Here is a 26,473-nt window from a genome sequence, read left to right as displayed (position 1 = left end):
CTACCGTGATCGGGTGGCGGCAGCGGAACGGATTCGAGAAACCTTCGCGGCGATCCCGGTCCGGGGGTGGCTGCATGCCGTCGATATCGACAGCGGTCGCGAGATCGCGGTGGATGCCGGCGACCAGGTGGTGATCGCCTCGATCTTCAAGATCCTGCTGGCGCTCGAATTCTGCCGGCAGTGCGCGGCCGGGCAACTGGATCCGACCGAACGGGTGCTGGTGCGCGCCGAGGATCGACTGGGCGGATGGGGTACCGCGGGCTGTCAGGACGATATCGAGCTATCGCTGCGTGACCTGGCGTTCTTCGCCATGTCGGTGAGCGACAATACCGCCGCGGACCTGCTGCTGCGCCGGATCGGCGCCGATACGCCCGCCCTGCTGGCCGCCGAACTCGGCCTGGATCGCACCCGCGTGATCGGCGGGCCGCGCGAATTGCTGGAATCCATGCTGGCCGATGTGGGCGCGGCCGACGGCGGTGAATTCGCCCGGATCTATCCGGCGCTCACCCGGGAGCAGGTCGCGACCATGCGGGTCTTCCGGCCGGACCACACCACCTCGAGCACCCCGCGCGAGATCACCGATCTGCTCGCCCGGATCTGGCGGGACGAGGCCGGTGTGGCCGCGGCCTGCGCGGCCACCCGGGATCTGCTTCGGCGGCAAGTGTTCTGGACTCGCCTGGCCGCCGGATTCCCGGACGAGGTGCAGGTGGCCTCCAAGACCGGCACACTCCCCGGACTGCATATGGAGGCCGGGGTGGTCGAATACCCGGACGGCGGTCGCTATGCGGTCGCGGTCTTCGCGCGCACCGAGGAATTGGGTTCGCGGCGCATCGATGTCGATCTGGCCATGAGCCGCGCTGCCCGCGCGGCGGTCGATCAGCTGCGCACGCCCGCCGAAGTGCTCTGATCCGGATTCGCCTGAGCCTCCGGTGCGTCGCCCGCGAGCCCCAGCAGCTGTGCGCCCAGTTCGAGCAGCGCCGTATCGATGCCGGGCTGCGCCTGCAGATGGGGCATGACCGCGATGTCGTTCATCACGGTCTGCGCCGCCTGCACCCGAATGCGCGCGGTGACCGCATCCAGGCCCGGATGCACCTGGACGAGCAGATGCACCCACTCCGCGATATAGGCGTGCTGGGTGGACCTGGCTCGATGCCGTTCGGCCTCGGGCAGGTGCATGGATTCGGAGATGAGCAGCTGGATCAGATCCGGGTTCTCGAAGGCGAACGCGCCATAGCTGTGCAGCAGTCGCAGCATGCCGTCGCGAGGATCGGCCGCCCGTGCGAACGCGCGGTTCATCTCCATCTGCAGCCACTCTTCGCCGCGGAATACCGCGGCCATCAGGATGTCGGATTTGGCCGGGAAGTGGTTGTAGACGCTCGGGCCCGAAATGCCCACGCCGGCGCCGATTTCCTCCAGGCTCACACCCGCGAATCCGTTCCGGGCGAAGAGCCGGGTGGCCTCGGCGAGAATGGCCTCGCGGCGGGACTGCCGGGTCAATCCCGCATGCGCGGTGTGGTCGGCGGGCTCGGCCGGCAGCATGATCGGCGCCTCGACGACGACGGTGATGAGTTCTTCGATCAGCGCGAGGAATGCGGGCTCGGGCAGCGAAAGACTGTGGAACGAAAAGCTGTTCGCGGTCGCCAGCGCGGACCAGGCCAGCAGATCGGCCTCGGCGGCGGTGAGGCCGGGCCGGCGCTCGGTGACCAGTTCGGCGAAGCGCGCGCCGATTCGCTTGGTGGACACCCTGATCGAGACGCGATCCTCCGCGGACAGCTGCCGGGATTCGCGCCGCACCAGCACACCGACCCTGCGGTGCTGCAGGGTCGCGGCCGCGATGATCGCGGGCAGATCGGCGGCGGTCGCGGTGCGCAGGACCGATTCCATGGTTTCCAGCGCTTCGCCGACAACGGTGACGAGCAGATCCTGCTTCCCGCGAAAGTGCCGGTACAGCGCAGACGGGCCGATGGACACCGCCTCGGCGACATCGCCCATGCCGACCCTGGCATAACCGTTCTCGTAGAACAGATCCGCCGCCGCACGTAAGATCATTTGCCGTCGATTCGCCGGCCGTGTGCCGCGAACCGGGTCACCGAGGGTCCGCTCGTTCGACCCGCTCACCGCGCCATCGCCTCCGATTCCTCGCCCGTCGGCGAGCGTGTGATGTTACCTCTCGGCCCGGTGCGGCCGAGCCGTGCCCGGCCGACTCGCCGTATTCGCCGTCCGGAGCGGCTCCCGACTGAACCGGCGGTTTCACCTCCGGTTACCGTCGAGGGTGTTCGTTCGAATTGCTGTCTTTCGGAGGTAGTGACATGGCTCGAATTTCCGCTGTACCGACATCGCTGCTGGCCGCCGGTGGCCTCACCGGCGGCTTCGCGCTCGCACAGGCGACCAAGCAGCGGCAGTTGGGCGGGGCGGTGTTCGCGGCGGGCACGGCGGCGGCATTCCCGCAGTGGCGCAGGACGGTCGGCACCGGTGGCGCCGCCGCCCTGACCGGGCTGTCGATCGGCGCCATGGGCGCCTCGCATCCGCTGGCGAAGAAGATCGGCGCGTGGCCGTCGGTGGCGGTCGTCTCGAGCGTCGTCGCGCTCGCGGCCTGGGCGGCAGTCGACCGCCGCGCCTGATCGGCGCTGCCGGGGCTCGGCGACGGATCCGCTGACTGAACAATCGGTCAGAATTCTGCGCTAGGGTGGACTGCCGTCGAACCCTGAACGCCGTGGGAAGTGAGCGAATGTCCCGTCGCACCGACATTCTGGAGGCCGCTGTCCGGGTTGTCGCCCAGCGTGGCATTCGCGGCCTGCGGGTCGAGGAGCTCGCGCAGGAGGCCGGTGTATCGACCGCGCTGATCTACTACCACTTCCGCGATCGCGCGGGCGTGGTGTCGAGCACGCTGGAGTTCATCAGCACCCGCGCCGAGCAGTACACCGAAGTGGACGCCGATCCCGAGGCCGATCCGCGCGGGCACCTCGAGCAGACGCTGCTGCGGGAGTTGCAGGACACCCCGATGGTCGTCGAGAACAGCACGGCCTGGGGCGAATTGCGCGCCTCGGCCATTTTCCAGCCCGAACTGCGCGAGCAATTGCAGGCGGCCACGGCGCGCTGGACGGACTACATCGGCGAACTCATCCGCACCGCGCAGCGGCACGGCAGCGTGCCGCCCGAGGTGGACTCCGGCGCCGCGGCCGAACGACTCACCGCCTCGATCGAGGGCCTGAGCATGCGCTGGCTCAGCGGATCGCTGGAGCTGGATCGGGCGCGAAAGCTGCTGAGCGGTAATCTGATCGCGGAACTTGGATCGTCAGGGGAGCAGCGATGACACGACGCGCGGTGGTCAGCGGTGGCGGTACCGGAATCGGCAGGGCCGTGGCACGACGCCTCGCCGCCGACGGCGATGCGGTGATCATCGTCGGGCGCCGCGAGGGCGTACTGCGGGCTGCCGCCGACGACATCAACAAAGCCCTGGGCGAGGAGCGCGTGACCATCGCCGTCGGCGATCTCGAAGTGCCCGAACAGGTTCGAGCGCTGGGTGCACGGATCGCGGCGGGTGGAGCCGTCGATGTCCTGGTCAACAATGCCGGCGGCAATCCCGTGCAGCAGCCGGACGGGCTGGCCGCGCTCGCCGACGCCTATACCGATACCTTCCGGCTGAACGTCCTCACGGCAGTCCTGTTGACCGAGGCCCTCATTCCCCATTTCACCGCTCCCGGCGGCCGCATCGTCTCGGTCAGCTCCATTGCCGCACTGCGCGGCGCGGGCCCCTACGGCGCAGCCAAGGCGGCACTGCACGGCTGGTCCATGGGGCTCGCACAACAGCTTGCGCCCCAAGGTATTACCGTCAACCTCGTCGCCCCCGGCTTCGTCCCCGCCACCGAATTCTGGGCCGAGCGCCTCACCCCCGAGCTCGAAGCCGACCGCGTGTCGCAGATCCCCCTCGGACGCCCCGGCACTCCCGACGAAATCGCTGCGGGCATAGCCCATCTCGCGTCCCCGGAAGCGGGCTGGACCACCGGCCAGATCCTGCAGATCAACGGCGGCACGCTGCTCGGTCGCGGCTGAAATCAACGAAGGGTGCCTCTGGCCGACCGCACTCCGCTGTGGCTCAGGCGGTTTCGCGTTCGGACTCGTTCCCGGTCCGCACGCCCAGCAGCGGCGTGAAGTCCCGGAATACGGCGGCCATGTCCACGGCGTCGGGATCCAGTAGCCACTGGGTCTGCAGGCCGTCCATGACCGCGACCAGCAGGGGCGCAGCCTGTTCCGGTGTCAGGCCGCCGGGTAGCCGCTCGCCGAATTCATTGCGCAGGACGTCCGCCAGTGCCGCGCGGGCGTCCTCATAGCGTTCCTTGAAGAATTCCCGCGCGGGATGATCGTCGGTGACGGCCTCGCCGGCGAGGGCGGCGAAGGTCTGCACGAGGCCGCGGCGCATGGCGTTGTAGTCCACCAGCTGCTCGACATCGGCTATCCGCCAGGAGCTTTCGGACTTCGCGGGGAACGCGGTGATATCCCAGCGGTCGCGGGCTTCGAGCACGCCGATCAGCAGCAGCTCTTTACTGGGGAAGTAGTGCAGCAGCCCCGGCTGCGTCAGGCCGACGCGTTCGGCTACCGCCGCCAGCGATGCGCCGCGGTAGCCGCGCTCGGCGATGACCTCCATTGCGGCCCGCAGGATGGTCTCCCGCCGGTCCTCCGCCTGGGCGGCCCGCCCGCCACGCTGTCGCTGCCTCACGGCACGAGCTTATCGGTCTGATTTGCCGGGTGCGTCCCGTGTTGGGCTGCGGCACGGTCTGCACGCTGCTCAGGAGACGATATTGCTGATCTGATTGCTCCAGCTTCCGGTTCGGTCGAAGAGTTCGCCGGTGCCCGAGACGAAGACGCTGTGCGCCCGCGCATCACCGGTCAGCTGGTCCAGCAACCACGCGGTCGGGTAGCCGAGATAGCTATACACCCCGCGCACGCAAGGGAAGCTCGCCGCCGCGCAATCGGGCTGCCCCTGCACATCGTTGTGGTTGGCGTCGTTCACCGTGGCCCACGCCTTGGCCACGGTGTCCGGAGTCGCCTCGTAATAGGCCTGATCGGACTGCAATCCGCTCGTCTGCCACGGCTGCGGTTGGGTCGAGGGTGAGATGACAGTGTCCTGCGCACCGTTCACGAAGAACACCGAGCCCGCCCCGATCCGCCGGGTGTCGGCGCAGATGCCGGGCAGGCAGGTCAGCTGCACGGGCAGTTCGATCGGGACGGCGGTCTTGATCGCGCCACCGGAGTCGATCATGGCGTTCAGTACGCCGACGGCGCCCTGTGAATGGCCGATGGCCCCGATCTCGCCGGTGTTCAACTTCTGGAAGAAGATGCTCGCGGGCGTCGAGTTCTGCTGCACCAGGTAGTTCGCGGCGGCCGCGATATCGGCGCCGGTCCCGGTGGCCTCGTTCTCGGGGGCGATCACGACAAAACCCCACGACGCCAAATGCTGGAGCAGATATGTGTACTGGCGCGGCAGTGCGAGCGTGCCGTCGCCCCAGGCGATGATCGGATGCCGGAAACCATTGGCGCCCAGATCGGTTGGGTACCACACGTCGTAGGCCGCGCCGGTCGTATCGCAGCATGCGAAGGCGGGCTGCGCGGTCACCTGCCACGGCCCGGGTGCGCTGTAGCCGGATTCGATCGTGCCCGCCGCCTGCTCGTTCGGGGCCGCCGTCGCGGTGGCTGCCGCGGCGGTCGCGAGGCAGGTGGCGGCAGCCAGCGCTGCCAGTGTGCGGGTCAGTGTGCGGGCCATGGGGATTCCTTTCACGCCCACAGAGCATGCAGACTGCCCGGCCCGCTACCGAGTATTAAGTAGGAGTCGTTATATAACCGTTATAGCGCGAACGGCCCGCGAGGGGAACTCGCGGGCCGTGCATTCTTGCGGGTGATCTAGCTGCTGGTCTCCAGTTCTCGGGATTCGTTCTGCGGCAGCGTATTCGAGATTCCCCGCGGTGATTCTGGGGAATAGAACTGGGCATACCAGCGCCGCAGCGCCTTGATGCCCTTCTCGTGCGGAAGCAGTACCGGCCGGGGCCGGTGGATCTTGTGATCCCAGATTTCCAATTCCTCCCGCACCTCGTCCAGCGCGACCATGCGGAAGGCCAGCTTCAGCAGGGGAGTGGCGAACGGTGCGCGGGCCGGGCGCTGGATGTAGTACAGCATCCGCAGCTCGCTGGTGGTGTCGTCGATCGGCGTGGTGAGCGCGATCGCGGTCATGGTGATCAGCAGTCCGCTGGTCCGCACCACCATGACGCCGGGCCCGTACATGAAGACGTCGAAGCTGTTGTCGAGCCAGTACCCCAGCACGGATTTGCGGAACCGGCTGTGGATCTCGGCGAACGGCCCGTCGGGATGCAGGTCCTGCACGGGCGGTTCGCTCTGGCCGTGAATGTGGTGGAAGTGGGATTCGTCGACGATGTTCTCCCGCATCTCCTGTACGTGGATGCGGGCCTGCAGGACATCGTCGATCGGGCGGGCGTAGTCCGGGGCCGTGGCTTCCGGGACGACGGGCACCTCCCAGGCCGGTTCCTCCGACCCGGTGTAGACGAAGATCAGCCCGCTGTGTTCGCGAACCGGGAACCCGCCCAGCGCGACGCGGGGTGCGCGGGCGGCGAACGGCGCGGAGGCGCAGGAGCCGTCGGTATCGAATTGCCAGCCGTGAAAAGGACATTCGAGCTTGCCGTCCACCACCTTTCCGCCGGCGCCCAAATGGGCGCCGTAGTGCGGGCAGTGCGCATCGCGGACGGCGACTTCGCCGTCGCGGCCGCGGAAGGCGACGAGCGCACGGCCGAAGTAGTGCAGGCTGACAACCTTGCCGCGGCGCAGATGTGCGCTGCGCAGGACCGCGTACCAGCCGTCGGGCACGCTGGGCATCGGATATTGGTCGGCGCGCGGATCGCGCGGCAACTCGGATAGGCCGGGACGATCACGTCGTAGGATCACGCTGCCCACCATAACTAGAACGTGTTACTGAATGGTGAACCTGATGTTTTCGAAGTGAGCGAATAGCGTTGTCCTGTAACGCAACTCACTATTCGGGTGGGACGGCTCCCAATTCGCAACGTTCGGTCCGGTGCGCGGGGCGAGGATTGCTTCAGAATTTGTTCAACGGGCGAATGGGCGGGGAGACAGCCGAATTCACCTGTAGCGCGATGATCACGCCGATGCTCAGATAGGTGCTGACGGGGCACAGCGCCACGCTCGCGGCGTACAGCATCTGCACGACGCCGATGCGACGTCGAATCGCCGTCACGTCTTCGGGTGTGGTGGTGTCGGCGAAGAGTTCCGCCCGGCGGGCGTATCGCAGGCCCCCGAGCTGCACCAGGCCGAGGTAGAGCAGATCCACCCAGTAGACCAGCAGCGCCAGGCGTGATTGCGGAAACGCGGCCAGCAGTGCGGTCGCGAAGGGCACCAGGCAGATTCCGAACAGGAACATGATGTGGATCCATGCCAGCGATCGGTCGGCGCGGGTCAGCAGGTTCAGCTGGGTCTGCTGTCCGATCCAGAACATGCCCAGGGTGAGGAACCCCAGCAGGCAGATGACGAACTGTGGTCCGGTGTGGGTCAGGGCGTGCCACACCTGCTCCTCGTCGGATACCGCGCCGGTCGACCACAGCAGTCGCTCGTGCCAGGTCTGCGCGGCCGGTACGTGCAGATCCAGGACCAGCAAAGTCATTGCGACAGCGAATATCCCGTCGCTCAGCGCGGCGAGCCGGCCCAGATCCTGAGCGGCGATGCGGTGATAGCGGGTCACGAACCCCGTACCCCTTCCGGTCGAGGCCACGCGGGTCGGTGGCCGGGTCGGGTCCGAGTATGACGACGATCGCCGACAGCGGCAGTGCGGCGTGCGACGGCCCCGGGTCGCGGGACCCGGGTCCGATAGCTGCGTGATGGCGAATATGCCTGGCGCGTAGGTCAGTTCGTGATCCGCCCGCCCGCCACATCGATGGTGATGCCGGACAGATAGGACGAGGCGTCGGAGGCCAGGAACAGGGCCGCCTCACCGACATCGGTGGTCAGGCCGAGGCGGCGCAGCGGGTGCGCGGCCGCGACCTGCTGCTGCACGGACTCGGGCATATGCGCGGCCACCTTCTCGGTGCGAATCGAGGACGGGGCCAGGGCATTGACGCGAATGCCGTTGGGGCCGAGTTCGGTGGCGAGGTGCCGGGTCAGCATGATCACTCCGGCCTTGGCGACCCCGTAGGCCAGATTCGCCTGGCTGGGCTGGCGGCCCGCGGTGGAGGACATGGTGATGATGCTGCCGGAACCCTGGGCGATCATGCCGGGCAGGAAGGCCTGGATGGTGAGGAAGGCCGAGGTCAGATTCGAATCCAGCGCCTGATGCCAGCGCTGTTCGGTGAGATTCGGGCTCGGCACCGGCTCGCCCACGCCACCGGCGAAGGCGGCGAGAATCTGGACCAGGCCGAGTCGGCTCTCCACGAGCTCCCGGACCTGTTCCAGCGCAGTCGCATCGGTGACATCGGCGACGGCCGCCAGCGCCGTGCCACCGGCCTCGCTGATCTCCGCCGCGACAGCGTCGAGTGCCTTCTCGTCGCGGCCGACCAGGCAGACCCGCACCCCCTGGGCGGCCAGCATGCGGGCGGTCTGTGCGCCGATACCGCGTGAGCCGCCGGTGATTACCGCGATCTTGCCGGAGAGGTCGGAGTAGCTGCTGAGGGACATGGGATCGAGCCTTTCGATGAGTAATAAAGGGATAGAGGTGAATTCAGCGACGGGAGAGCACTACGGCGGTGGCGATCAGCCAGAGCAGGCCGCCGAACCGGACGACCGGAAGCAGATAGCCGAACCCCGAGGCAATGAGCGCCAGCGTGGACAGAGCCGCGGCCACGGCGATGGCGAGGCCGATCCACACCAGCACCGGTGGCAGCGACCGATTCAGCAGTGCCGGAACCGCAATCCCGATGATCAGCAGTCCGAATCCGGCGGAATAGGCGGGCCCGCCGGTCAGGTAGCCCAGATCGGCGATCGCGCGGGCCAGTTCCGGTGTGCTGCTACCGGCCAGATGCCCACCGGCCCAGGCGAACAGCGCGCTGAGGGTGAGTGCGGCGGCAGCGAGCCCGGCGCCGACGACGGCAATGGCCGGAGCGCGCAGTGTGCGCTGCAGCAGTGCGCCCGCAATGGCCAGCGGGGTCGCCGACAGCAACATCAGCACCGCTCCGGCCTTGATCAGTCCGGTGTGCGAGGTCGTGTAGGCGAGCACATCCGCGCCGCTGGCATCGGGGTGCGGGACGCCGGCATTGGTGGCCACGTAGGCGATGGTGAATCCGGCGAAGGCCAGGACGGGGGCGAGAACTACGGGGTTGATGCGAGTGGTGCTGGTGCGAGCGGTGGTGGTGCTCATGGCGGCGATCCTCAAGCTCGGGTGAACCGTACTTCCTCAATAATGATTACAATATGTAACGATTGTCAATGGTTAATCGTATTCACGCTGCTACCATTGCTTCGTGGACACGAAAGAAGAAGCGGGCGGACATCGCACACCCCGGGCGGTCGGCTTCCTGCTTGCCCAGGTCGGAGCGCATGCCGCCAATAGATTCGCCGAGGGCACCGCGGCGCTGGACCTGACGCCGGCTCAGGCCGGTCTACTGCGCGCGCTCGTCTTCCGGCCCGGCCGCAGTCAGCGCGAACTCGCCGATGATCTGGGCATGCCGCCCAGCCGCTTCGTGCAGTTCGCGGACAAGCTCGAGGAGCGCGGCCTGATCGAACGCAAGCGCAATCCGGACGACAGGCGTCTGCACGCGCTGTTCCTGACGCCGAAGGGGCAGGCGACGCTGGGCGAACTCGGGGTGGTCGCCATGGACAACGAGGCGCAGCTGTGCCGTTCCCTGACCGACGACGAGCATCGGCAACTCGCCGATATGCTCGGCCGCATCGCCGCCGATCAGGGGCTCAGCCCGGGCGTGCACCCGGGGTACAAATCGGTGTGACCGGATCCTGAATCAGGCTGCCGGTCAACCGTGTTCAGTGCTGACCGACCAGCTCCCGCTTATCGGGGGTCGTGCGGCGGGTGCGCCGCCAGACGTACGCGAGGAAGACGATCAGGCCCAGCAGCGGCAGGGAGCTCACGGCCCAGCTGACCGACAGCGGCGGACCGGGCTGCTGCAGGACGTTGAGGTCGTGCAGTTCGCCGACCCCCTGACCCTGCGGTCCGTCGATCGTGAAGCGAAACGTCCAATTGCCCTGCTGATCAAGCGATCTGACATCCAGTCCCCAGACCTCGTGTTTACGAGGATGGCGGGAGAGCGGCTGAGATTTGCTGACCTGCCCGTTGGGCCGGATCGTGGTCAGGGTGCCGGACTTATCGGCGATGCCGCCCTCCGGGTCGAAGGTGAAATCCAGCGATTGCATTGCGCGCAAGGGCCATTGGCTGAATCCGATGGTGAGACTGTACGGACCCGCCTGGACGTGCTCGGTATGCACGATATCGACCGGCTGATAGGCGGCGGCGGTGCCGGTGGCGGTGGCCAGCAGTCCGAGGACGGCGAGAAGTGTTGCGGCGGCGGACAGCAGGCGGGCGATCATGCGCGGGCTCCGGTGGTCGGGGCGGCGAGGCGCAGCATGTCGCCGAAACGCCAGCCGAGGAAACCGGCGAGGCCGCCGAAGATCGCGCCGAAAACGGTGGTGCCGACAATGGTCGCGGTCACGGGCAGCGAACCGCCGTAGATGAGAATGTTCTGCCACGGTGCGCACAGTGCGACGATGGCGCCGCCGATCGCACCCGCCAGCGCCGGAAGCAGCCGGATGGTGTGCCCGCTCCGGCGCAGCAGCAGATCGACGACAATGCCGACCGGGATCAGGCACAGCGGAATCAGTGCCGGAGTCGCCGGAATGCCCCGAATGTGCTCGCGCATAGGCAGTCCCACGAAATCCGCGTAGGCGCGCGCGGCCCACGGCGCGAACCACCAGAAGATGCCCTGCATGGCGGCCGCGACCAAAGCTGTGATCGTCGCACCACCCTTGCGGAAGGAGCCGCCGGTGACCAGCAGGATCAACGCCATGAATGCGGTCACCACGACGGTCCACCGAATGGTGCCGCCGCTGAGTCGCTGCACGGCCAGTGCGGTGATGGTGCTGGAGATCAGCAGATTCCCGAGGCAGATGAGCGCACCGAGCTGTCCCCAGCGCTGTTCCCGCGCTGCGGCGAAGACGATGACCGTGCCCACCGAGGTGACGGTGCTGGAGAGGAAGAGCCCGATGTGCGGTGGTGAATCGATGATCGCGTCGAAGCCGTACAGGCTGTGCCACCACAGATCCCACAGGCCGTACAGCAGGAAGGCGGCCGCGCCCAGGCTGGTCACCAGGTAGCCGAGCGGTGCGGTGAAGGTCCGGCCGAAGACGCCGATGCCCGGGCCGCCGAGAGTCGCGTCCACGGGCCGGCCCGCGCGCCCCGCCGCTGTCGTCGCGAGAATCACTGCGAGACTGGTGAATCCGGACATGGCGGCGCTGGCGTAGATGAACAGATGCGGCAGGGTGAAGAAGGTGTCCGGGCCGACGTCGCTGTGCCACTGGATATCCCAGGTGGCGCCGACCGCCCAGGTCATGGTGGCGGCGAGCAGGATCGACGCGGGTAGCCAGGGGCGGAGGGAGGTGGCGGGGGAGGCCACCGAGGTGGTGATCCCTCGCCCGGATGCGGTGAGGTCCATGTGCTGCTCCTGATCAGGTCAGTTGGCTCGGACGGAAGTCAGTTGGCTCGGACGGAAAAGGTGGCGCGCCCGGCGCCCTGCGGGCCGGACAGGTTCACCGCGATCTCCCACTGCCCCGGCATGGGCAGATTCACGGCGGCGCGGTAGTGGCCGGGTGTCACGGTCGTGGCGGTGGCGGGCGGTACCGCATGCCCCATCTGCGGCATGGCAGGTTCCACCGAAACCCGGTCCGGTGCAGCGGGTTTGCCTTGCTGATCGGTAATCTCCAGCTCGGCCGTATTGTCGCCGGTATGCGCCGATCCGCCGCCGACGGTCAACTGGACGCGGTAGGGCCCGGCGGTCATGCGCTGGGCCGGTGCCGAATCGCTCGGCCACACCCACCATGTCACCAACGCCACGATCACCGCGGCGGCGATCAACAGCAGACCTCTGCGGGTGGTCATTGCGACTCCTTCGCCCGGACATCGACGGTGGCGGGCACAGTCATCAGGGAATACCCGCGCTCGGCCTGAGCCCAGACCAGGTATCGGCCGGGCAGTGGAAAAGTGAAGGTGAACGACACATCCGGGCTGTAGGCGGCAACGGTCTCGTCCGGCAATTGTGCGCCCGGGCCGAGCATCGGAGCCATGGCGTGCGCGTGCGCCCAGATCGGTGCGGCCGCTGCGGCCGCACCGGTGGGCGCCTGGTCGGGCAGCGGTCCGACGGCAATGAGATGGCCGACCATGCCGAGCCAGGGTTGCAGATCCGAAGCGCCGCCGAAATGTGCGGTGAGCGTGCCGGGTTCGCCCGCAACCAGTGCCGTGGGGGTCAACTCGGCCCCGCCGGAATCAGGGGCCGCGACCGGTGCGGATTCGCCAGAAACATGCAGTGTGGACCGCAACAGCTGCACCCCGCCACCACGGCGCGCGATCTCCGCCGCGACCCCGTAATCGCCGGACTGGTTGAGGGCCAGGCGAATCCGGTACTCACCGGGCGCGGTCCGGATGGGATGCCGATGCCAGAAGCTGCCGTTCGGGCCGACGATCATCAGGTGCAGCAGTGCGTCATCGTTGACCAGCAGGTCGTCCACGGGCCGCCCGGTGGCCGCATCGGTGAGCGACAGCATGAGCTCGGTCGGGTGACTCGTCTCCGCCGCCCCCGTCGTCGTCAGCGTCAGATTCACCGGCGGCCGTGAGTAATTCGTCGTCAGCGGCAACTGCCGCTCCGGAAAAGGATCGCCGATCGTATCCGAGGTGGGATCGAGCAGACTCCCCGCCGGCCGCGGCAGCGGTGCACTCGCGGACAGCGTCGCCCCTGTGATACCGACCGCCAGCGCCGCGATCATCACCCCCGCAGGCACCAGCGTCGGCCACCCGCGCTTGGACACCATCGCCGTGCCGATCGAAACGAGCAGCAGCACACCGGCTCCGAAGAACCCACCGTAAGCCGCCCGCTCCCACGGAGTCACCACCGTAGCCGCCACCAGAAACGGAATACGCGCCACCTGATCGCCATCCTTGACCGCCAACTCCCACGGCCCCGCATGGTCCACCCGCAGCGTCGCCGAATACACACCCGCCCGATCTCCCAGCACCACAGTGCCCGACGCCCCGTCCCCACCCCGATCCGACGGCGTGACACTCAGCCCGAGAGTGCCCGCCGCCGAACCGGTATGCGTAACGATATCCACCCGCAACGGCCCAGGCACCGGCTCGGCCCGCCGCACGACAACCGTCAACTCCCGACCCCCCAGCGACTGCGCCACCATGAGATCGCTCCCAGCCACCCCACCATCCGCATGCGCCACCGCCCCACCGAAAAAGCCGATCAAACACAGCCACCCAGCAAGCGCCACCCCCACAATCCGCCCCCCACCCATCTACGCCCAGCCCCCCACCACAGCCACCCGCCCCAGCCACAGACAGCCCAATTGTCCGTACCTACCGAAACCCCGAGTTGTCCGCAGCGACTGCACCATTCCGAAGCTACCGAAAGGACGCCCCCCACAACTCCGGGAGAACCCCCATTGCATCCAAGCCCCACGTCCCCCCGACGGGGGAGACAGAGCCCAAACCGAGCCCTGGTCTTTTCGCATTTTGTTCTCGAGAACGGCACCCCAGCCGGTCGACCCCGCTGGTACCGCAGGTATCTCTCCCAGCTGCGGAAGGTAAATCGGGTACTCCTCCCGACGTGCCCAGCACGGCCATCTCGGGCTTTGCCCGCACCCCCGTGCTGATCAACCCTGCCCGGGAGGCAAGAAACCCAGGTGCACCGACCGTTTCGGCATAGAACCCGTCGGCTACCGGGGATGGAACAGCGGATGTCTCAGCGGCACAACGGTTATCGGGTCTGTGCTGTGCAGACACCTCCTGTGCGGTCGGCGAGAAGGGTTGTGTGGTGCCCGCTTCAGAGGGTTTCGAGGCCGAGATGAGGTCGGTGCACCTGGGTTGGTTGTGTCGAGAGGTGGCGGTGAGTTTCGGGGTGCGGGCAGGGCCCGAGATGGCCGTGCTGGTGGCGTCGGGTGGGGTACCCGATTTACCTTCCGCAGTTGGGAAGGACTGTGCGGTACCGGCGGGGTCGACCGGCCGTGGTCCGGTTTCAGAGACAAATACGAAAGACGAAGAACCTAAGATCGCGGACGCCTGGAGGCACGGGATCGGAGATCAAGAGCCTGAAAAGGTGCTGGCTGGCAATGCTTGTGGGGCTTGGGGATCGGTTCTGATGGTGGCGGTGGGTTCGGGTGGGTGCTGGCAGAGTTGGGGTGGGGCGGCGCGGCCTTGGGTGCGGGGAGAAACCGTCGGTCATCGGTGGTGGAACAGCGGGTGTCTCAGCGGCACAACGGTTATCGGGTCTGTGCCGTGCGGATACCTGCTGTGTGGTCAAGGAGAAGGGCTGTGTGGTGCCCGCTTCGGGGGTTTCGAGGCCGAGATGAGGCCGGTGCACCTGGGTTGCGTGCGTCGAGAGGCGGTGTTGGGGTTTCTGGGTGCGGGCAGGGCCCGAGATGGCCGTGCTGGTGGCCTCGGGTGAGGTACCCGATTTACCTTCCGCGGTCACGAGGGAATCTGCGGTACCAGCCGGAAGACCGGCTGTGGTCCGGTTTCAGAGACAAAGACGAAAAGACGAAGACCCGAAAGATCAAGGACGCCTGGAGAGAAGAGATCGAAGAACAGAAGTCTGAAAGGCCCGGGCTGGCAACGCTTGTGGTGCCCGGGGGATCCACTCTGGTGGCGGCGGGGTAGCGCGGGGGTCGGTCGGTGGTAGGGGTAGAGCGGGGTAAGGCTTGCTACTCGTGCGGTTGCGGGTGTGGGGTGGACTCGCCGGCATGGAGTGATGCCCGGTCCCGCTGCCGGGCCGCTCGGTCCAGGTCTGGTCGTTCACCTTGCGAAGACCCTGGTGGGCAACGCCTTGTAGCACCGTCAGGACCAGCCTGACGGTGTCTACAAGGGGGCGGCCCGCCTATTCGCGGACGGGGGTGGTTTTGCGGGCATCGAGCCAAGCTTGCCGCCGCGCCCGTTGTGCCCGGTCGCGGGTGCGGATCTGGGTCAGGGCACCGGCCATCAGCTCACCGGTGTGGTGCAGGTGGTTGACCTGCGGGGTGCCGGTGGGGTCGATATGCGGTGGGGCGATCCACCCGGTCCGGCCCGGAAACGGTGTGTCTTCGCCCATGACGATGGTTTTCCAGCCGCCGGGGCCGTCGTGGATCATGGCGTGGCACCCATCGCAGGCGAGGGTCAGGTTGTCGATATCGGTGCGCCCGCCTTCGGCCCACCCGGTGACATGATGGGCGGCCGCTATCGAGGCGGGGGCACTGCACCCGGGGCGGGTGCAACCCTTGTCGGAGGCGATCAACGCCAGTCGTTGTGCGGGACTGGCCAACCGGTCCCGACCCCGCCCCAAATACAGGGGCAGCCCGGCCTTGTTCAACACCACCAACAGGGGGCGGGTTCCGGCGGCCAGTTCCAGGGCTTGCGCGATGGTCAGGGTGCCCCCGGTCGCGGTGGTCGCGATCCCGGCACCCCGCTCCACATCCTCGAGGCGCATGGTGATGATCGCCTCGACCGGCAGTCCCCGGTGGGAGCCGAGTTTGGGGCGGTCGAGCTGAAACCGCAGCACCGCCAGCAACGCATCATGATTGCGTTGCGCGGCCGAGCGGCTATCACGTTCAGCGGCGGCTTTGAGCTTGTCCCGGTCGAGGGTGCGGTCGGCGACCTTCGGGCTGTCCGGATCGCCCGGGTTGCACATGCCGGGGCGGGCGAACTTGGCCAGCAAGGGTTCCAGGACTTCCCGCAACGGCTCGGTGATCTCCCCGATCAACGGGGACATGGCGTCGGCGCGTTTGCGTCCGAGGGTGAGTCCGCGCATGCGGTCGCGGTCCTTGTCCTGGGTCAAGGTGCCGTCCGGATCGATGTGCGCCAGGATGATCTCTCCGAGATCGATCAGCTTGTCCGGGCTGCCGGTACGCGCGTACGTGGTCAAAACGTCCTGGGCGAGGTCCTTCTGCCCCGGGTCGGCCGCGCACGGGATGCGCTTGAGGACCTGCGTGATCCGGCGCACGTGATCGACCGAGATGTCCCCGGCCCGTTGGGCTTCGGCCACGTAGGCCAGTTCCGGTTCCAGGTCCCCGCCGAGGGCGGGTTGCGGGCTCAGTTGTTTGGCGGCGTTGACCCGGGAGGCGGCGTCGGCGTGGGACAGGCGGAGGGTTTGTTCGAGGAATTTGATCGGTGAGGTTGATCCGGCGCGGGCGGCCAGGCTGCGGGTGCAGGTTTCGGTGACGAAGCGGTGTTTGACGGCTTCGAGTTTGCGCATGCTGGTCTCGACCTCGCCCATGAGCGTGATGAATTGCTCGTCGCACAGTGGGGTGAGGGAGGTGTTCAGGAGGTTTTCCACGGCGGTATCGAGTGCGTGTGCACTCGATACGATTGTGGTTTCTGCCCCCGGATTCATGCTTCTATTCTACCGTCGGGGAACGGGATCGAACAGGTGAATTGTGTTGTGATATAAGGATATTCAGACTGGCGGACCGTCCAGCATCCTTCTCGTCCTTGTTCTTTTCGTCTTCTTTCTTCTTGTCCAGGCGTCTTTGTTTTTGGGGTTTATCTATCCCTCATGCGGGCTTAGTGTGAATCCATGCGGATTGATATCGAACCTGCGGGCTGGGTGCCGGACTCGTGCACCTTGCCTACGGCGGAGCAGCCGTTTCGGGTGGCGGAGTTTGCGGCGTTCTTTGCCGAGTCGGTTCGGGTGGCTACGCGCACGGCGCCGACGGGGCTGGAGCTTGTGCTGGTGGGTGGTGCCGAATCGGTCGCGCGAGATTTGGCCGCACGGGAGAGTGGGTGCTGTTCGTTTTTCAGCTTCACGTTCAGCGGGGACAGCCGTGGCTCGGTGATGTGCATCGACGTACCGGCCGTGTACGTCGAGGTGCTCGATGCTTTCGAACGGCTTGTGGCGCAGGCGAACTCGACCCCGTCTACGTGACGTCGGCGAGGGCGATGTCGATCAGGCCGGGGAAGCGGGATTCGAGATCGTCGCGGCGGAGGGTCAGGTAGAACTTTCGGCCTTCGCGGCGCTGGTGGATGATGCCGCTTTCGCGGAGGGCGCGCCAGTGGTGGGTCATGCTGGATTTCGGTTCGGCGGGCAGGATTTCGCCGCAGAAGCGCTCCTCGCCGGAGGTCAGGGCCCGGATGATTTCGAGGCGGACCGGGTGGCCGAGGGCGGCGAAGACATTGACGAGTTGGATCTCGTCAGCGGCGGGGTGGGGTAGGTCGTCCACGGGTTCTCACTGTACGGGTTTCTCGTATCGGCACTTGACGGGACTCGCGGATTGTACGAACATCTCGTACCGTCACTGTACGAGATGTTCGTACTATTCGGCGATGCAGCGAGGGACGTATGAACACCACCACGACTGAACCTTTGTCCGATGCGGCGCTGGCAGACTCGCTGAAAGGCGGGTTTGTCAGCCGATACGCAGACGTCAGTGGAACGCGATTGCACTATGTCGAGGGTGGGGCCGGGCGGCCACTGCTGCTGCTCGGCGGCTGGCCGCAGACCTGGTGGCAGTGGCACCGGGTGATGCCCGCCTTGGCCGAGCGGTACCGGGTGATCGCGGTGGACCTGCGGGGGATGGGCGGGTCCGGCAAGCCGGTCGGCGGGTATGACAAGAAGACGATGGCCGGCGATATCCGTGAACTGGTCGAGCAGCTCGGCTTGAAATCGGTCAGCATTGCCGGGCACGATATCGGCGCGATGGTCGCCTACGCTTATGCGGCAAGCTATCCCGACGCCACCGACAAGATCACCATGCTCGATGTGCCGCATCCTGATGGCGGCTGGTCGGATTTCGGTCTCCTGCCCGAGCCCGACCAACATGCCGATTCGGTCATCGAGTCCGGCGCCCGTTCGTATCTCTGGTGGTTCGCGTTCAACCAAGTCGCAGAACTGCCGGAGTTGTTGCTGGAAGGCCGGATTCGGCTACTACTGGACTGGTTGTTCGGTCGTCAGGCCGCAGATCCGGGCAGCATCGACGAGTTCTCGCGGCGCGTGTATGCCGAGGCCTACTCGACGCCGGAGGCCATCCGCGCAGGCAATGCCTGGTACCGCGCCTTCAACAAGGACATCCTCGATGAACGCGCCTACGGCAAGGTCTCCGCGCCGATCCTGGCACTGGGCGGCGATCGAAGCAATTACCGGTACCTGCGAAACCTGATGCCCGCCAAGGGAGCCGACGTGCGAGTGGTCGAGGTGGGCGACTGTGGTCATTACATCCCGGAGGAGCAGCCGCGGGCGGTGATCGACGCCCTCATCGGCTTCCTCGGCTGAATTCGCACCGCTGATAATCGCGGTACCTGGGAAGCGTGTCGGCGGCGGGACCCGGTCGTAGAGTGGCGGGGGAGATTAACCGAGCTGAGGGGTGCTTGTGGTGGCGACGCTGGTGAAGGGGCAGAACGCGGCGCTGACCGCTCCCGATGTGGTGATTTCCGTGCAGGTCGCGGCAGCGGCGGAACTGTCCGCACTGCTGGTGACCGAGCAGGGCAAGGTGCGGTCGGACGCGGATTTCGTGTTCTACAACCAGCCTTCGGGTCCGGGGGTGCGTTTGCAGGCCGGGCAACCGCCCTCGGTGGCGGTGTCCTTCGCGCAGGTCCCCGCCGAGATCGCACAGATTCGGGCGGTGATCACCCTCGAGAACGCGGGCAGCAATTTCGGCCAGATCGCTCCGCCGACCGCGATCGTCTCGGATGCGGCCGGGAATCGGTTGTACGAGTACCGGATCGCTGACTTGAGCGCCGAATCGATTGTTGTCGCGGTGGAGCTGTACCGCCGTCAGGGCAGCTGGAAGGTGCGCGCGGTCGGGCAGGGGTATGCGGGCGGATTTGCGGCGCTGGTCACCGATCACGGTGTGTCGGTGGATGATGCGCCGCACACGAGCATGCCTACCGCATCGCCCTATCCCACGCAGCCGCCGCCTACGCCGCCCGCACCACTGCAGCCTGTGGCTTCACCACAGTCACCTGTTGCTCGGACCCAGCCACCCGTAGTCCCGGCCCAGTCGCCCGTGGTCCCGGCCCAATCGCCCGTCGCTCCGCCTCCGCCGCCTTTCGTCCCCGCTCGGCCGCCGATCGCCCCGTCGGCAGCCTCTTACCCTCCCGCATCACCCACTCCTCAATCGTGGGCAACTCCGCCCCCGCACTCCTCAGGCGAGGTCAGCCTCTCCAAGGACCGTCCGGTCAGCCTCGCGAAGGGTCAGCGCGTCACCCTTCGCAAGGACGGCGGCGTCGCATTGACCGCTGTGCGAATGGGTTTGGGCTGGGATCCGGTCAAGAAGGGCTTCTTCGGCAGCCGTGCCGTCGATATCGATCTCGACGCCTGGGTCGCCATGTTCGCGGGCCGCAACCTTGTCGATGTTGCCTATTACGGTCAGCTGACGTCGAAGGACAGCTCGATCCGGCATCAGGGTGACAATCTGGTCGGCGGCGGCCAGGGCGACGACGAGGTGATCCAGGTCGACCTCACGCGGGTCTCGCAACGCGTCGACACCCTGCTGTTCATCGTGACCTCCTACCAGGGGCACACCTTCGAACAGGTGCGAAATGCCTTCTGCCGCTTGGTGGACGGCACCACCGGCACCGAGCTGGCGCGCTTCACCCTCTCCGGCGGTATGCCTTTCACCGCCCTGGCCATGGCCAAGCTGTACCGGTCCGGCGGCGACTGGAAGATGCAGGCGATCGGTGACGGCTTCCAGGCCAAACATCCGGGTGAGGCGGTGCCGCAGCTGGGCCGGTGGGTGACCGACTGAGCACGAAACCGCCGGAGCTAGCGGACCAATCGGCCGAGCAGTGACGAGGCCGAGATGACCCCGAGCACAGCCGCACCGGTGAGCACGAGGAAGTCGAGCCAGAGGTTGGCGGGTGTGCCGACGAGCAGCCCGCGCAGCGCGTCGACCTCGTAACTCAGCGGATTGATGCGACTGATGACCTGCAGCCAGCCGGGCATGAGGGCGATCGGATAGAGCGCATTGGACGCGAAGAACAGTGGCATCGTGATGGCCTGGCCGATGCCCATCAGCCGGTCCCGGGCCTGCACGATCCCCGCGATGGTCATCGACAGGCACGCGAAGAACGCCGTGCCGAGGAATACCGCCGGAATGGTCGCCGCGATCTTCAGCGGATTCATCGTCATCCCCACGCCCATGAGCAGCGAAACGATCACCACCACAATGATTTGCGCAATGGCCCGCACGCCCGCGGCAAAACACTTTCCGGCGATCAGCGCGGACCTGGGCGTCGGAGTCACCAGCAGCTTGTTGAGAATGCCCGCATCACGATCCCAGATGATCTGAATGCCGTAGAAGATCGAAATGAACAGCGCCGACTGCGCGATGATGCCGGGCGCCAGGAAATCCAGATACGGCACCTTGCCGGTCGGAATGGAGCGCAGGCGCGAGAAGGTGGATCCGAAGATCACCATCCAGAGCACCGGTTGCACTGCCCTGGTGAGGATTTCGGTCTGATCGTGCCGCAGCTTCTGAATTTCGACCAGGGCGAACGTCCCGACGCGGGAGGTCAGCGCGGGCACGCGAGCCCAGCCCTGGGGGGCTCGGGTGGGTTCAGCCCATTCGTTGGGCTGAACGGCGAGTAGTTCGGACACTGCGCATCCCCGCTTCCGTCTTGTCGTCGTCGAGACTTTCGCCGGCGTAGTGCCGGAACACATCTTCGAGAGTCGCGGCGGGGCCGATCTCGTTCTTCAGCGCGGTCGGCGAGCCGACAGCGCGCAGTACACCCTTGTGCAGCAACGCAACCCGGTCGCAGAGTTCATCGGCCTCGGCCATGTAGTGCGTGGTGAGCAGTACCGTCATGCCGTAGCTCTGCCGCATTTCCGCGACCCGCTCCCACACGCTGTCGCGGGCGATCGGGTCCAGGCCCACCGTCGGCTCGTCGAGCACCAGAATCGCGGGCCGGTTCACCAGCGCCTGCGCCAGCTCCAGGCGGCGAATCATGCCGCCGGAGAAGGTGCCTGCCATCTGTTCGGCGACATCGATGAGATGCATCGCCTCGAGCGCCTCATCCACCCGCTGCGTCCGTTCCCGGCGCGGCACATCGAACAGTCGCGCGAACCAGGTCACGTTCTGCCGCGCGGTGAGTCCCGCCTCGATCGAAAGTTGCTGTGGCACATAGCCGAGGTTGTAGCGAACGTCGGTGGCCTGTGTGGTGACATCGAGCCCCAGCACGCGAACGGACCCGTGCTGCACCGGAATCAGCGTATTGATGAGCCGGATCGTGGTGGACTTGCCCGCGCCATTGGGTCCGAGCAGTCCGAAGATCTCGCCGCGGTCGATGGTCAGGGTGAGGCTGTCGACCACGGTATTGGCGCCGTAGCGATGTGTGAGATCGCGGCATTCGACGGCAGGTGGCGGTGAAATCATCGAGTTTCGCCCTTCTCCCGCTGCTCCTGCTCGTGGAGCAGATCGGTCAGTGTGGCAATGACATCCAGACCGCGCCGCAGGTCGGCGCGCTGGTCGGCGGTCAATTGATCGACAGCCCAGGAGACCAGCTCCTGCCTGCGCAGCCGGGTGCTGTCGGCGAGCTGCTGCGCATCGGCGGTGAGCGACAGGCGCATCATCCGGCGATCGAGCAGATCGGGTTCGCGCACGACCAGACCGGCCTTGACCAGGGCGGTGACAAAGGTGGACACGCTATTGGCGGCCAAACCCAGTTCGGCCGCCGCGGCCTTCACGGATACGCCGGGCTGGCGACCCACCAGGCGCAGGAATTCCGCCTGTGCGGCGGACAGCTCGGGCCCGTCGAAGGATCGCCCGGCAATTCTGCCGAGCTGGCGGCGCAGGCGGCCCATCGCGCCGAACAGCAGAGAGAACATCTGCCCGGACTCGACACCGTCGTGCCCGACCGGGCGCAGGCCTGGTTCGGCATCAGGGGAAGGTGCTGGCATACACCGACAATACCTCTGCTTCAGAGGTATTGTCCAGGCGGCTTCTCGCGGCTACTCGTACCGGACCTGCCAGCGTTTGATGCCATTGATCCAGCCCGACCGCAGCCGCTCCGGTTCCGACACCTGGGACAGATCGGGCATGACGTCGGCGATGGCATTGAACATCAGGTCGATCTCGAGCCGGGCCAGATTCGCCCCGACGCAGTAGTGCGTCCCGGTACCGCCGAACCCGACATGCGGATTGGATTCGCGGAACACATCGAACGTGAACGGGTCCTCGAAGGCCTCCTCGTCGAAATTGGCCGAGCTGTAGAACAATCCGACCCGATCACCCTTGCGGATGAGCTGTCCGCCGAGTTCGGTATCCGCGGTCGCCGTGCGCTGGAAGGCGGTGACCGGCGTCGCCCACCGCACGATCTCATCGGGCGCGGTGCGCGGCCGCAGCTGCTTGTAGCGCTCCCACTGCTCCGGATTGTCGATGAACGCCTTCATACCGTGGGTGATGGCATTGCGAGTGGTCTCATTACCGGCGACAGCCAGCAGAATGACGAAGAACCCGAACTCGTCCGAGCCCAGCGATTCACCGTCGAGATCGGCGGTCACCAGCTGCGAGACGATGTCGTCCATCGGGCAGGCGCGCCGCTGCTCCGCCAAATTCCAAGCGTAACCGAGGATTTCGACCGAGGCATTGGTCGAGGAGTCGGTGGTCGTCGTTTCCCCGAATTCCGGATCGTCGTAGTTGAGCATCTGATTGGACCAGTCGAAGAGCTTGCGGCGGTCGGCCTGCGGCACGCCGATCAGTTCCGCAATGGCCTGCAGCGGCAGCTCACAGGCCACCTGTTCGACAAAATCGCCGCTGCCCTCCCGCTTGGCGGCGTGCACCACGGCCGCCGCGCGTTCCGTCAGCGCCGCGCGCAGCCCCTCGATCGCCCGGGGGCTGAAGCCTTTCGAGATGATGCGGCGGGTCTTGGTGTGCTTGGGCGGATCCATATTCACCAGCAGCGCACCGGTGAGTTCGATCTGCTCGGGAGTGACCTCACCGGGCAGCCGGATGATGGAGCCCTTCTGCTGCGAGGAGAACAGCTCCGGCTTGCGGGAGATCTCCTTGATGTCCTCGAGCTTGCTCACCACCCAGTACCCGCCGTCGCGGAAGCCGCCCGAGGTCTCGTCCGATTGCGCGTTCCACCACACCGGGGCGGTGCGCCGCAGTTCGGCGAATTCCTTTACGGGATTGCGGGTTTCCCACAGTGCCGGATCGGTGAAGTCGAATCCGGTGGGCATCGATGGCACAGCTGTCTCCTGGGAAGTCACGTCGTTGTGGTCCGGAGTCACCGCTGGCGGCGGCGGTAGCGGACGCGGCACGGCTGCTGCAGCTGCACCACCATCTTGGAGTGATCGTTGCGGTAGGTATCGGACGGCTGCACCATCTCGAATTCCCAGTCCCGCAGCAGAATCGAGAAGATCGCCTTCAGCTGCATGAGCGCGAACGCGGCCCCGACACAGCGGTGCCGTCCGGCGCCGAAGGGAATCCAGGTCCAGCGATTGAGGATGTCCTCCTGGCGCGGATCCAGGTAGCGGTCCGGATCGAAGGCGTCGGGATTCGGGAAATCCTCCGGAATCCGATTGGAAATGGCCGGGGTCGCGGCAACGAGATCGCCAGGGGCAATGCGGTTTCCGCACACCTCGAACTCATCGCGTGCCACCCGCATCAGAATGATGAGCGGCGGATGCAGGCGCAGCGTCTCCTTCAGCGTCGCCTCCAGATTCGGAATCTGGCGCAGCGCATTGTGACTCACGTCGGAGCCGTCCGCGAAGAGTTCGTCCAGCTCGCCGACAACGGTCCGCAGCAGCTCCGGATGCCGCAGCAGTTCGATGACCGTCCACGCCGCGGTGCCGGAGGTGGTGTGGTGCCCGGCGAACATCATGGAGATGAACATGCCGGTGATCTCACTGGCCGAGAAGCGCGGTCCGCCGTTCTCGTCCTTGACCGAGATCAGGATGTCGAGCATATCGCGGTCGTCCTTGGCGGACGGTGCGGCTTCGCGCTGAATCATGATGTCCTGCACCAGTTCCACCAGCTGCACACGGGCCTCGTCCCGCCGCCGGAAGCTGTCGATCGGCGCGTACGGGTCCACGTAGGCGAGGGCATCGGTGCCCTGCTCGAGTTCGTGATAGAGATGCGCGAACCGCCCGTCGAGCTGATTGCGGAACTTCACGCCGATCAGACAGGCCGAGGAGGTGTAGATGGTCAGCTCGGCGAAGAAGTCGAGCAGATCGATCTCGCCCTCGTCGTCCAGGCCGGCGGCCATCCGGTCGACCTCGTGCGCGATGGTGGCGGCGTGCCCGCGCATGTAATCCGCGCGCAGCGCCTGGTTGTGCAGCATTTCGCGGCGGCGTTCCGGGCTGGCGTCGAATACCACGCCCTCACCGAAGATCGGCTTCATGAACGGGTAGGCCGCGCTCTGGTCGAGATCCTCGTCGCCGGAGCGGAAGAAGAACTCATTGGCCTGCGCACCGGACAGCATGATCACATCGCGGCCCGCCAGCTCGAAGGCTCCGACATCGCCGCATTCGGTGCGCACCCGGTGCATGAGGGCGATCGGATCGGTGCGGAACTCTTCGAGATGGCCGTGCTCGACTTCGCCTCCCGAGACCCGTCGCGGCTTGACCAGTGTCATTGGAAATCCTTCCCGGAATAGCTGCCCGGACACGTGCCGGACACGTGTCCGGACGGTACTACGATTGCAGTCCCGCGACAAGACTCGAATCCGGCGTGAACATGTATCCGATTGCGGCATTATGAGATTGGCGAAGCCCCGGACCTGCGCACGGGCATTCCATCCTTGTGCCGGGCCGGACCTTCGAACTATATTCCGAGCACCTGTCCAGACACGTATCGGAGCCACTTATGAACGGCCTTGTTCCCGCCGGCGGCACACCCCTGCTGATCGGCGGCAAACTGGTCTCCGGCGGGGCCGGCGTCTTCGCGACGATCAATCCCGCCACCGAGGAGGTGCTCGGTCACGCGGCCAATGCGTCGGCCGAGGATATGGACGCCGCGATCGGTGCGGCCCGCACCGCCTTCGACACCACCGACTGGTCCCGCGATCACGCCTTCCGCGCACACTGCCTGCGTCAATTGCGCGAGGCCCTGCGCGCGCACGTCGACGAACTGCGCGAGATCACCATTGCCGAAGTGGGTGCGCCCCGCATGCTGACGAGCGGGCCGCAATTGGAAGGCCCGATCGCCGATCTCGGTTTCGCCGCCGATCTGACCGAAAGCTACGACTGGGACACCGATCTCGGGCTCGGGGTGACCATGGGGATCACCAGCCGCCGGCGGATTCGGCGCGAGGCGGTCGGCGTCGTCGGCGCCATCACCCCGTGGAACTTCCCGCATCAGATCAATCTGGCCAAGCTCGGCCCGGCGCTGGCGGCGGGAAACACCGTGGTGCTCAAGCCCGCTCCGGACACCCCGTGGTGTGCCGCCGTGCTCGGGCAGCTCATTACCGAGCACACCGATATCCCCGCAGGCGTGGTCAATATCGTCACCTCCGACCATCACGCACTCGGCGCGCAGCTGGTCGCCGATCCGCGGGTGGACATGATCACCTTCACCGGATCCACGCAAACGGGCCGGGCGGTGATGGCCGGGGCCGCCGCCACGCTCAAGCGCACCTTCCTCGAACTCGGCGGTAAATCGGCCGCCATCGTGCTCGACGACGCCGATATCGCGACCGCGTGCAGTTACACCGCATTCTCGGTCACCGTGCACGCCGGACAGGGCTGCGCACTGACCACCCGGCTGCTGGTGCCGCGTGCCTCCTACGAGGAGGCCGTGGCCGCGACCGCGAAGACCCTGGGCGGAATTCGCGCGGGGGATCCGGAGAAATCCGGAACCGTCTGCGGCCCGGTGATTTCCGCACGCCAGCGCGACCGCGTGGAACGCTACCTCGATATCGCGCGGGCCGAGGGCGGCCGCATCGTGGTCGGCGGCGGCCGGCCTGCCGCGCAGGAGCGCGGATTCTTCATCGAGCCGACGCTCATCGCCGATATCCCCAATACCGCGACTGTCGCCCAGGAGGAGATCTTCGGTCCGGTGCTGGTGATCATTCCGCATGATGGCGACGCCGATGCGATCCGGCTGGCCAACGAATCGCCCTACGGCCTTTCGGGTTCGGTCTGGGGGAGTGATCCCGAGCGGATCGATGCCGTCGTCGCCGGAGTGCGCACCGGGACGCTGAGCGTGAACGGCGGTCTCTGGTACGCCGCCGATGCGCCGTTCGGCGGTTACAAGCAGTCCGGTTTCGGCCGCGAAATGGGCGTGGCCGGGTTCGAGGAGTATCTGGAAACCAAGCTGGTCGCCACACCGGCCTGAC

Annotated in this window: 27 protein-coding genes; 9 read left to right on the top strand and 18 right to left on the bottom strand. The window is 66.6% G+C overall.

The features are described from left to right. The first annotated feature begins 13 nt into the window (after window positions 1-13). Window positions 14-907: a serine hydrolase gene (locus tag OG326_RS30300; protein ID WP_327140554.1), complete on the top strand. Its 894-nt coding sequence runs from the start codon at window positions 14-16 to the stop codon at window positions 905-907. Here OG326_RS30300 and OG326_RS30295 read toward each other — a convergent pair. Then, a complete protein-coding gene (locus OG326_RS30295; protein WP_327140553.1) occupies window positions 877-2,049 on the bottom strand; it encodes a TetR/AcrR family transcriptional regulator in 1,173 nt (390 codons plus the stop codon). The two genes, OG326_RS30300 and OG326_RS30295, sit on opposite strands and share 31 nt — an antisense overlap. 260 nt (window positions 2,050-2,309) lie before the next feature. On the opposite strand from OG326_RS30295, the gene OG326_RS30290 reads away from it, so the two are divergent. The 3 genes from OG326_RS30290 (at window position 2,310) to OG326_RS30280 (ending at window position 4,053) form a co-directional block, all read left to right on the top strand. Then, window positions 2,310-2,621, top strand: coding sequence for a hypothetical protein (locus tag OG326_RS30290; RefSeq protein ID WP_327140552.1), 312 nt, complete (start codon window positions 2,310-2,312; stop codon window positions 2,619-2,621). Window positions 2,622-2,728: 107 nt separating this feature from the next. Then, window positions 2,729-3,313: a TetR/AcrR family transcriptional regulator gene (locus tag OG326_RS30285; RefSeq protein ID WP_327140551.1), complete on the top strand. Its 585-nt coding sequence runs from the start codon at window positions 2,729-2,731 to the stop codon at window positions 3,311-3,313. Continuing rightward, entirely contained in the window at window positions 3,310-4,053 is a 744-nt protein-coding gene (locus OG326_RS30280; RefSeq protein ID WP_327140550.1) for an SDR family NAD(P)-dependent oxidoreductase, read from the top strand. Before OG326_RS30285 ends, OG326_RS30280 begins: the two co-directional genes overlap by 4 nt. 43 nt (window positions 4,054-4,096) lie before the next feature. On the opposite strand, the gene OG326_RS30275 is transcribed toward OG326_RS30280, so the two are convergent. The 6 genes from OG326_RS30275 to OG326_RS30250 form a co-directional block, all read right to left on the bottom strand. Beyond that, the gene (locus OG326_RS30275; protein ID WP_327140549.1) at window positions 4,097-4,717 is read right to left on the bottom strand and encodes a TetR/AcrR family transcriptional regulator; all 621 of its coding nucleotides are present in this window, start codon (window positions 4,715-4,717) and stop codon (window positions 4,097-4,099) included. Window positions 4,718-4,786: 69 nt separating this feature from the next. Beyond that, window positions 4,787-5,761: a poly(ethylene terephthalate) hydrolase family protein gene (locus OG326_RS30270; RefSeq protein ID WP_327140548.1), complete on the bottom strand. Its 975-nt coding sequence runs from the start codon at window positions 5,759-5,761 to the stop codon at window positions 4,787-4,789. A 137-nt stretch (window positions 5,762-5,898) separates the two neighbouring features. After that, window positions 5,899-6,951 (bottom strand): Rieske 2Fe-2S domain-containing protein, encoded by a 1,053-nt coding sequence (locus OG326_RS30265; protein WP_327140547.1) that lies wholly within the window; start codon window positions 6,949-6,951, stop codon window positions 5,899-5,901. Window positions 6,952-7,102: 151 nt separating this feature from the next. Then, on the bottom strand, window positions 7,103-7,762 hold the full coding sequence (locus OG326_RS30260) for a TMEM175 family protein (RefSeq protein ID WP_327140546.1): 660 nt from the start codon (window positions 7,760-7,762) through the stop codon (window positions 7,103-7,105). Between the two features lie 161 nt (window positions 7,763-7,923). After that, on the bottom strand, window positions 7,924-8,691 hold the full coding sequence (locus tag OG326_RS30255) for an SDR family NAD(P)-dependent oxidoreductase (protein WP_327140545.1): 768 nt from the start codon (window positions 8,689-8,691) through the stop codon (window positions 7,924-7,926). A 43-nt stretch (window positions 8,692-8,734) separates the two neighbouring features. Next, on the bottom strand, window positions 8,735-9,370 hold the full coding sequence (locus OG326_RS30250; RefSeq protein WP_327140544.1) for a DUF4386 domain-containing protein: 636 nt from the start codon (window positions 9,368-9,370) through the stop codon (window positions 8,735-8,737). A 103-nt stretch (window positions 9,371-9,473) separates the two neighbouring features. Between OG326_RS30250 and OG326_RS30245 the strand changes: the two genes are divergently transcribed. Next, on the top strand, window positions 9,474-9,956 hold the full coding sequence (locus OG326_RS30245; protein WP_327140543.1) for a MarR family winged helix-turn-helix transcriptional regulator: 483 nt from the start codon (window positions 9,474-9,476) through the stop codon (window positions 9,954-9,956). A gap of 34 nt (window positions 9,957-9,990) precedes the next feature. Here OG326_RS30245 and OG326_RS30240 read toward each other — a convergent pair whose 3' ends face one another. The 5 genes from OG326_RS30240 to OG326_RS30220 all read right to left on the bottom strand — a co-directional run bounded on the left by OG326_RS30240 (window position 9,991) and on the right by OG326_RS30220 (window position 16,595). Then, a complete protein-coding gene (locus OG326_RS30240; RefSeq protein WP_327140542.1) occupies window positions 9,991-10,551 on the bottom strand; it encodes a hypothetical protein in 561 nt (186 codons plus the stop codon). Then, window positions 10,548-11,672 (bottom strand): hypothetical protein, encoded by a 1,125-nt coding sequence (locus tag OG326_RS30235; protein WP_327140541.1) that lies wholly within the window; start codon window positions 11,670-11,672, stop codon window positions 10,548-10,550. Before OG326_RS30235 ends, OG326_RS30240 begins: the two co-directional genes overlap by 4 nt. Before the next feature lie 38 nt (window positions 11,673-11,710). Beyond that, entirely contained in the window at window positions 11,711-12,115 is a 405-nt protein-coding gene (locus tag OG326_RS30230; protein WP_327140540.1) for a FixH family protein, read from the bottom strand. Further along, on the bottom strand, window positions 12,112-13,437 hold the full coding sequence (locus OG326_RS30225) for a hypothetical protein (protein WP_327140539.1): 1,326 nt from the start codon (window positions 13,435-13,437) through the stop codon (window positions 12,112-12,114). Before OG326_RS30225 ends, OG326_RS30230 begins: the two co-directional genes overlap by 4 nt. Before the next feature lie 1,670 nt (window positions 13,438-15,107). Beyond that, window positions 15,108-16,595 carry an HNH endonuclease signature motif containing protein gene (locus OG326_RS30220; protein ID WP_327140538.1) on the bottom strand — a complete coding sequence of 496 codons (1,488 nt, stop codon included), beginning with the start codon at window positions 16,593-16,595 and terminating at the stop codon, window positions 15,108-15,110. Window positions 16,596-16,778: 183 nt separating this feature from the next. Here OG326_RS30220 and OG326_RS30215 point away from each other — a divergent pair, with 183 nt between their 5' ends. Next, entirely contained in the window at window positions 16,779-17,126 is a 348-nt protein-coding gene (locus OG326_RS30215) for a hypothetical protein (protein ID WP_327140537.1), read from the top strand. Here the strand turns inward: OG326_RS30215 and OG326_RS30210 are convergent. Beyond that, window positions 17,119-17,421 (bottom strand): ArsR/SmtB family transcription factor, encoded by a 303-nt coding sequence (locus OG326_RS30210; RefSeq protein ID WP_327140536.1) that lies wholly within the window; start codon window positions 17,419-17,421, stop codon window positions 17,119-17,121. The genes OG326_RS30215 and OG326_RS30210 overlap by 8 nt on opposite strands. Before the next feature lie 119 nt (window positions 17,422-17,540). Between OG326_RS30210 and OG326_RS30205 the strand changes: the two genes are divergently transcribed. Together OG326_RS30205 and OG326_RS30200 are read left to right on the top strand one after the other, a co-directional pair. Continuing rightward, complete coding sequence (locus OG326_RS30205; protein ID WP_327140535.1) at window positions 17,541-18,470, top strand: alpha/beta fold hydrolase; 930 nt, start codon at window positions 17,541-17,543, stop codon at window positions 18,468-18,470. Between the two features lie 97 nt (window positions 18,471-18,567). After that, window positions 18,568-19,944: a TerD family protein gene (locus tag OG326_RS30200; RefSeq protein ID WP_327140534.1), complete on the top strand. Its 1,377-nt coding sequence runs from the start codon at window positions 18,568-18,570 to the stop codon at window positions 19,942-19,944. Window positions 19,945-19,961: 17 nt separating this feature from the next. On the opposite strand, the gene OG326_RS30195 is transcribed toward OG326_RS30200, so the two are convergent. The 5 genes from OG326_RS30195 to OG326_RS30175 are packed head-to-tail and all read right to left on the bottom strand — an operon-like array spanning window position 19,962 to window position 24,772. Continuing rightward, window positions 19,962-20,795, bottom strand: coding sequence for an ABC transporter permease (locus OG326_RS30195; protein ID WP_442790845.1), 834 nt, complete (start codon window positions 20,793-20,795; stop codon window positions 19,962-19,964). Beyond that, on the bottom strand, window positions 20,755-21,570 hold the full coding sequence (locus OG326_RS30190; protein ID WP_327140533.1) for an ABC transporter ATP-binding protein: 816 nt from the start codon (window positions 21,568-21,570) through the stop codon (window positions 20,755-20,757). The genes OG326_RS30195 and OG326_RS30190 overlap by 41 nt, the downstream gene beginning before the upstream one ends. After that, complete coding sequence (locus OG326_RS30185; protein ID WP_327140532.1) at window positions 21,567-22,094, bottom strand: MarR family winged helix-turn-helix transcriptional regulator; 528 nt, start codon at window positions 22,092-22,094, stop codon at window positions 21,567-21,569. The genes OG326_RS30190 and OG326_RS30185 overlap by 4 nt, the downstream gene beginning before the upstream one ends. A 51-nt stretch (window positions 22,095-22,145) precedes the next feature. Beyond that, the gene (locus tag OG326_RS30180) at window positions 22,146-23,375 is read right to left on the bottom strand and encodes a cytochrome P450 (RefSeq protein ID WP_327146618.1); all 1,230 of its coding nucleotides are present in this window, start codon (window positions 23,373-23,375) and stop codon (window positions 22,146-22,148) included. A 47-nt stretch (window positions 23,376-23,422) separates the two neighbouring features. Continuing rightward, complete coding sequence (locus tag OG326_RS30175; protein WP_327140531.1) at window positions 23,423-24,772, bottom strand: cytochrome P450; 1,350 nt, start codon at window positions 24,770-24,772, stop codon at window positions 23,423-23,425. A gap of 230 nt (window positions 24,773-25,002) precedes the next feature. Between OG326_RS30175 and OG326_RS30170 the strand changes: the two genes are divergently transcribed. After that, window positions 25,003-26,472: an aldehyde dehydrogenase gene (locus OG326_RS30170; protein ID WP_327140530.1), complete on the top strand. Its 1,470-nt coding sequence runs from the start codon at window positions 25,003-25,005 to the stop codon at window positions 26,470-26,472. The last annotated feature ends 1 nt before the right edge of the window (window position 26,473 follow it).

It is taken from the genome of Nocardia sp. NBC_01327 (assembly GCF_035958815.1).
Taxonomy (GTDB): Bacteria; Actinomycetota; Actinomycetes; order Mycobacteriales; family Mycobacteriaceae; genus Nocardia.
Note: the sequence above shows the minus strand (reverse complement) of the source record. Positions and strands in the feature narration are given on the sequence as shown.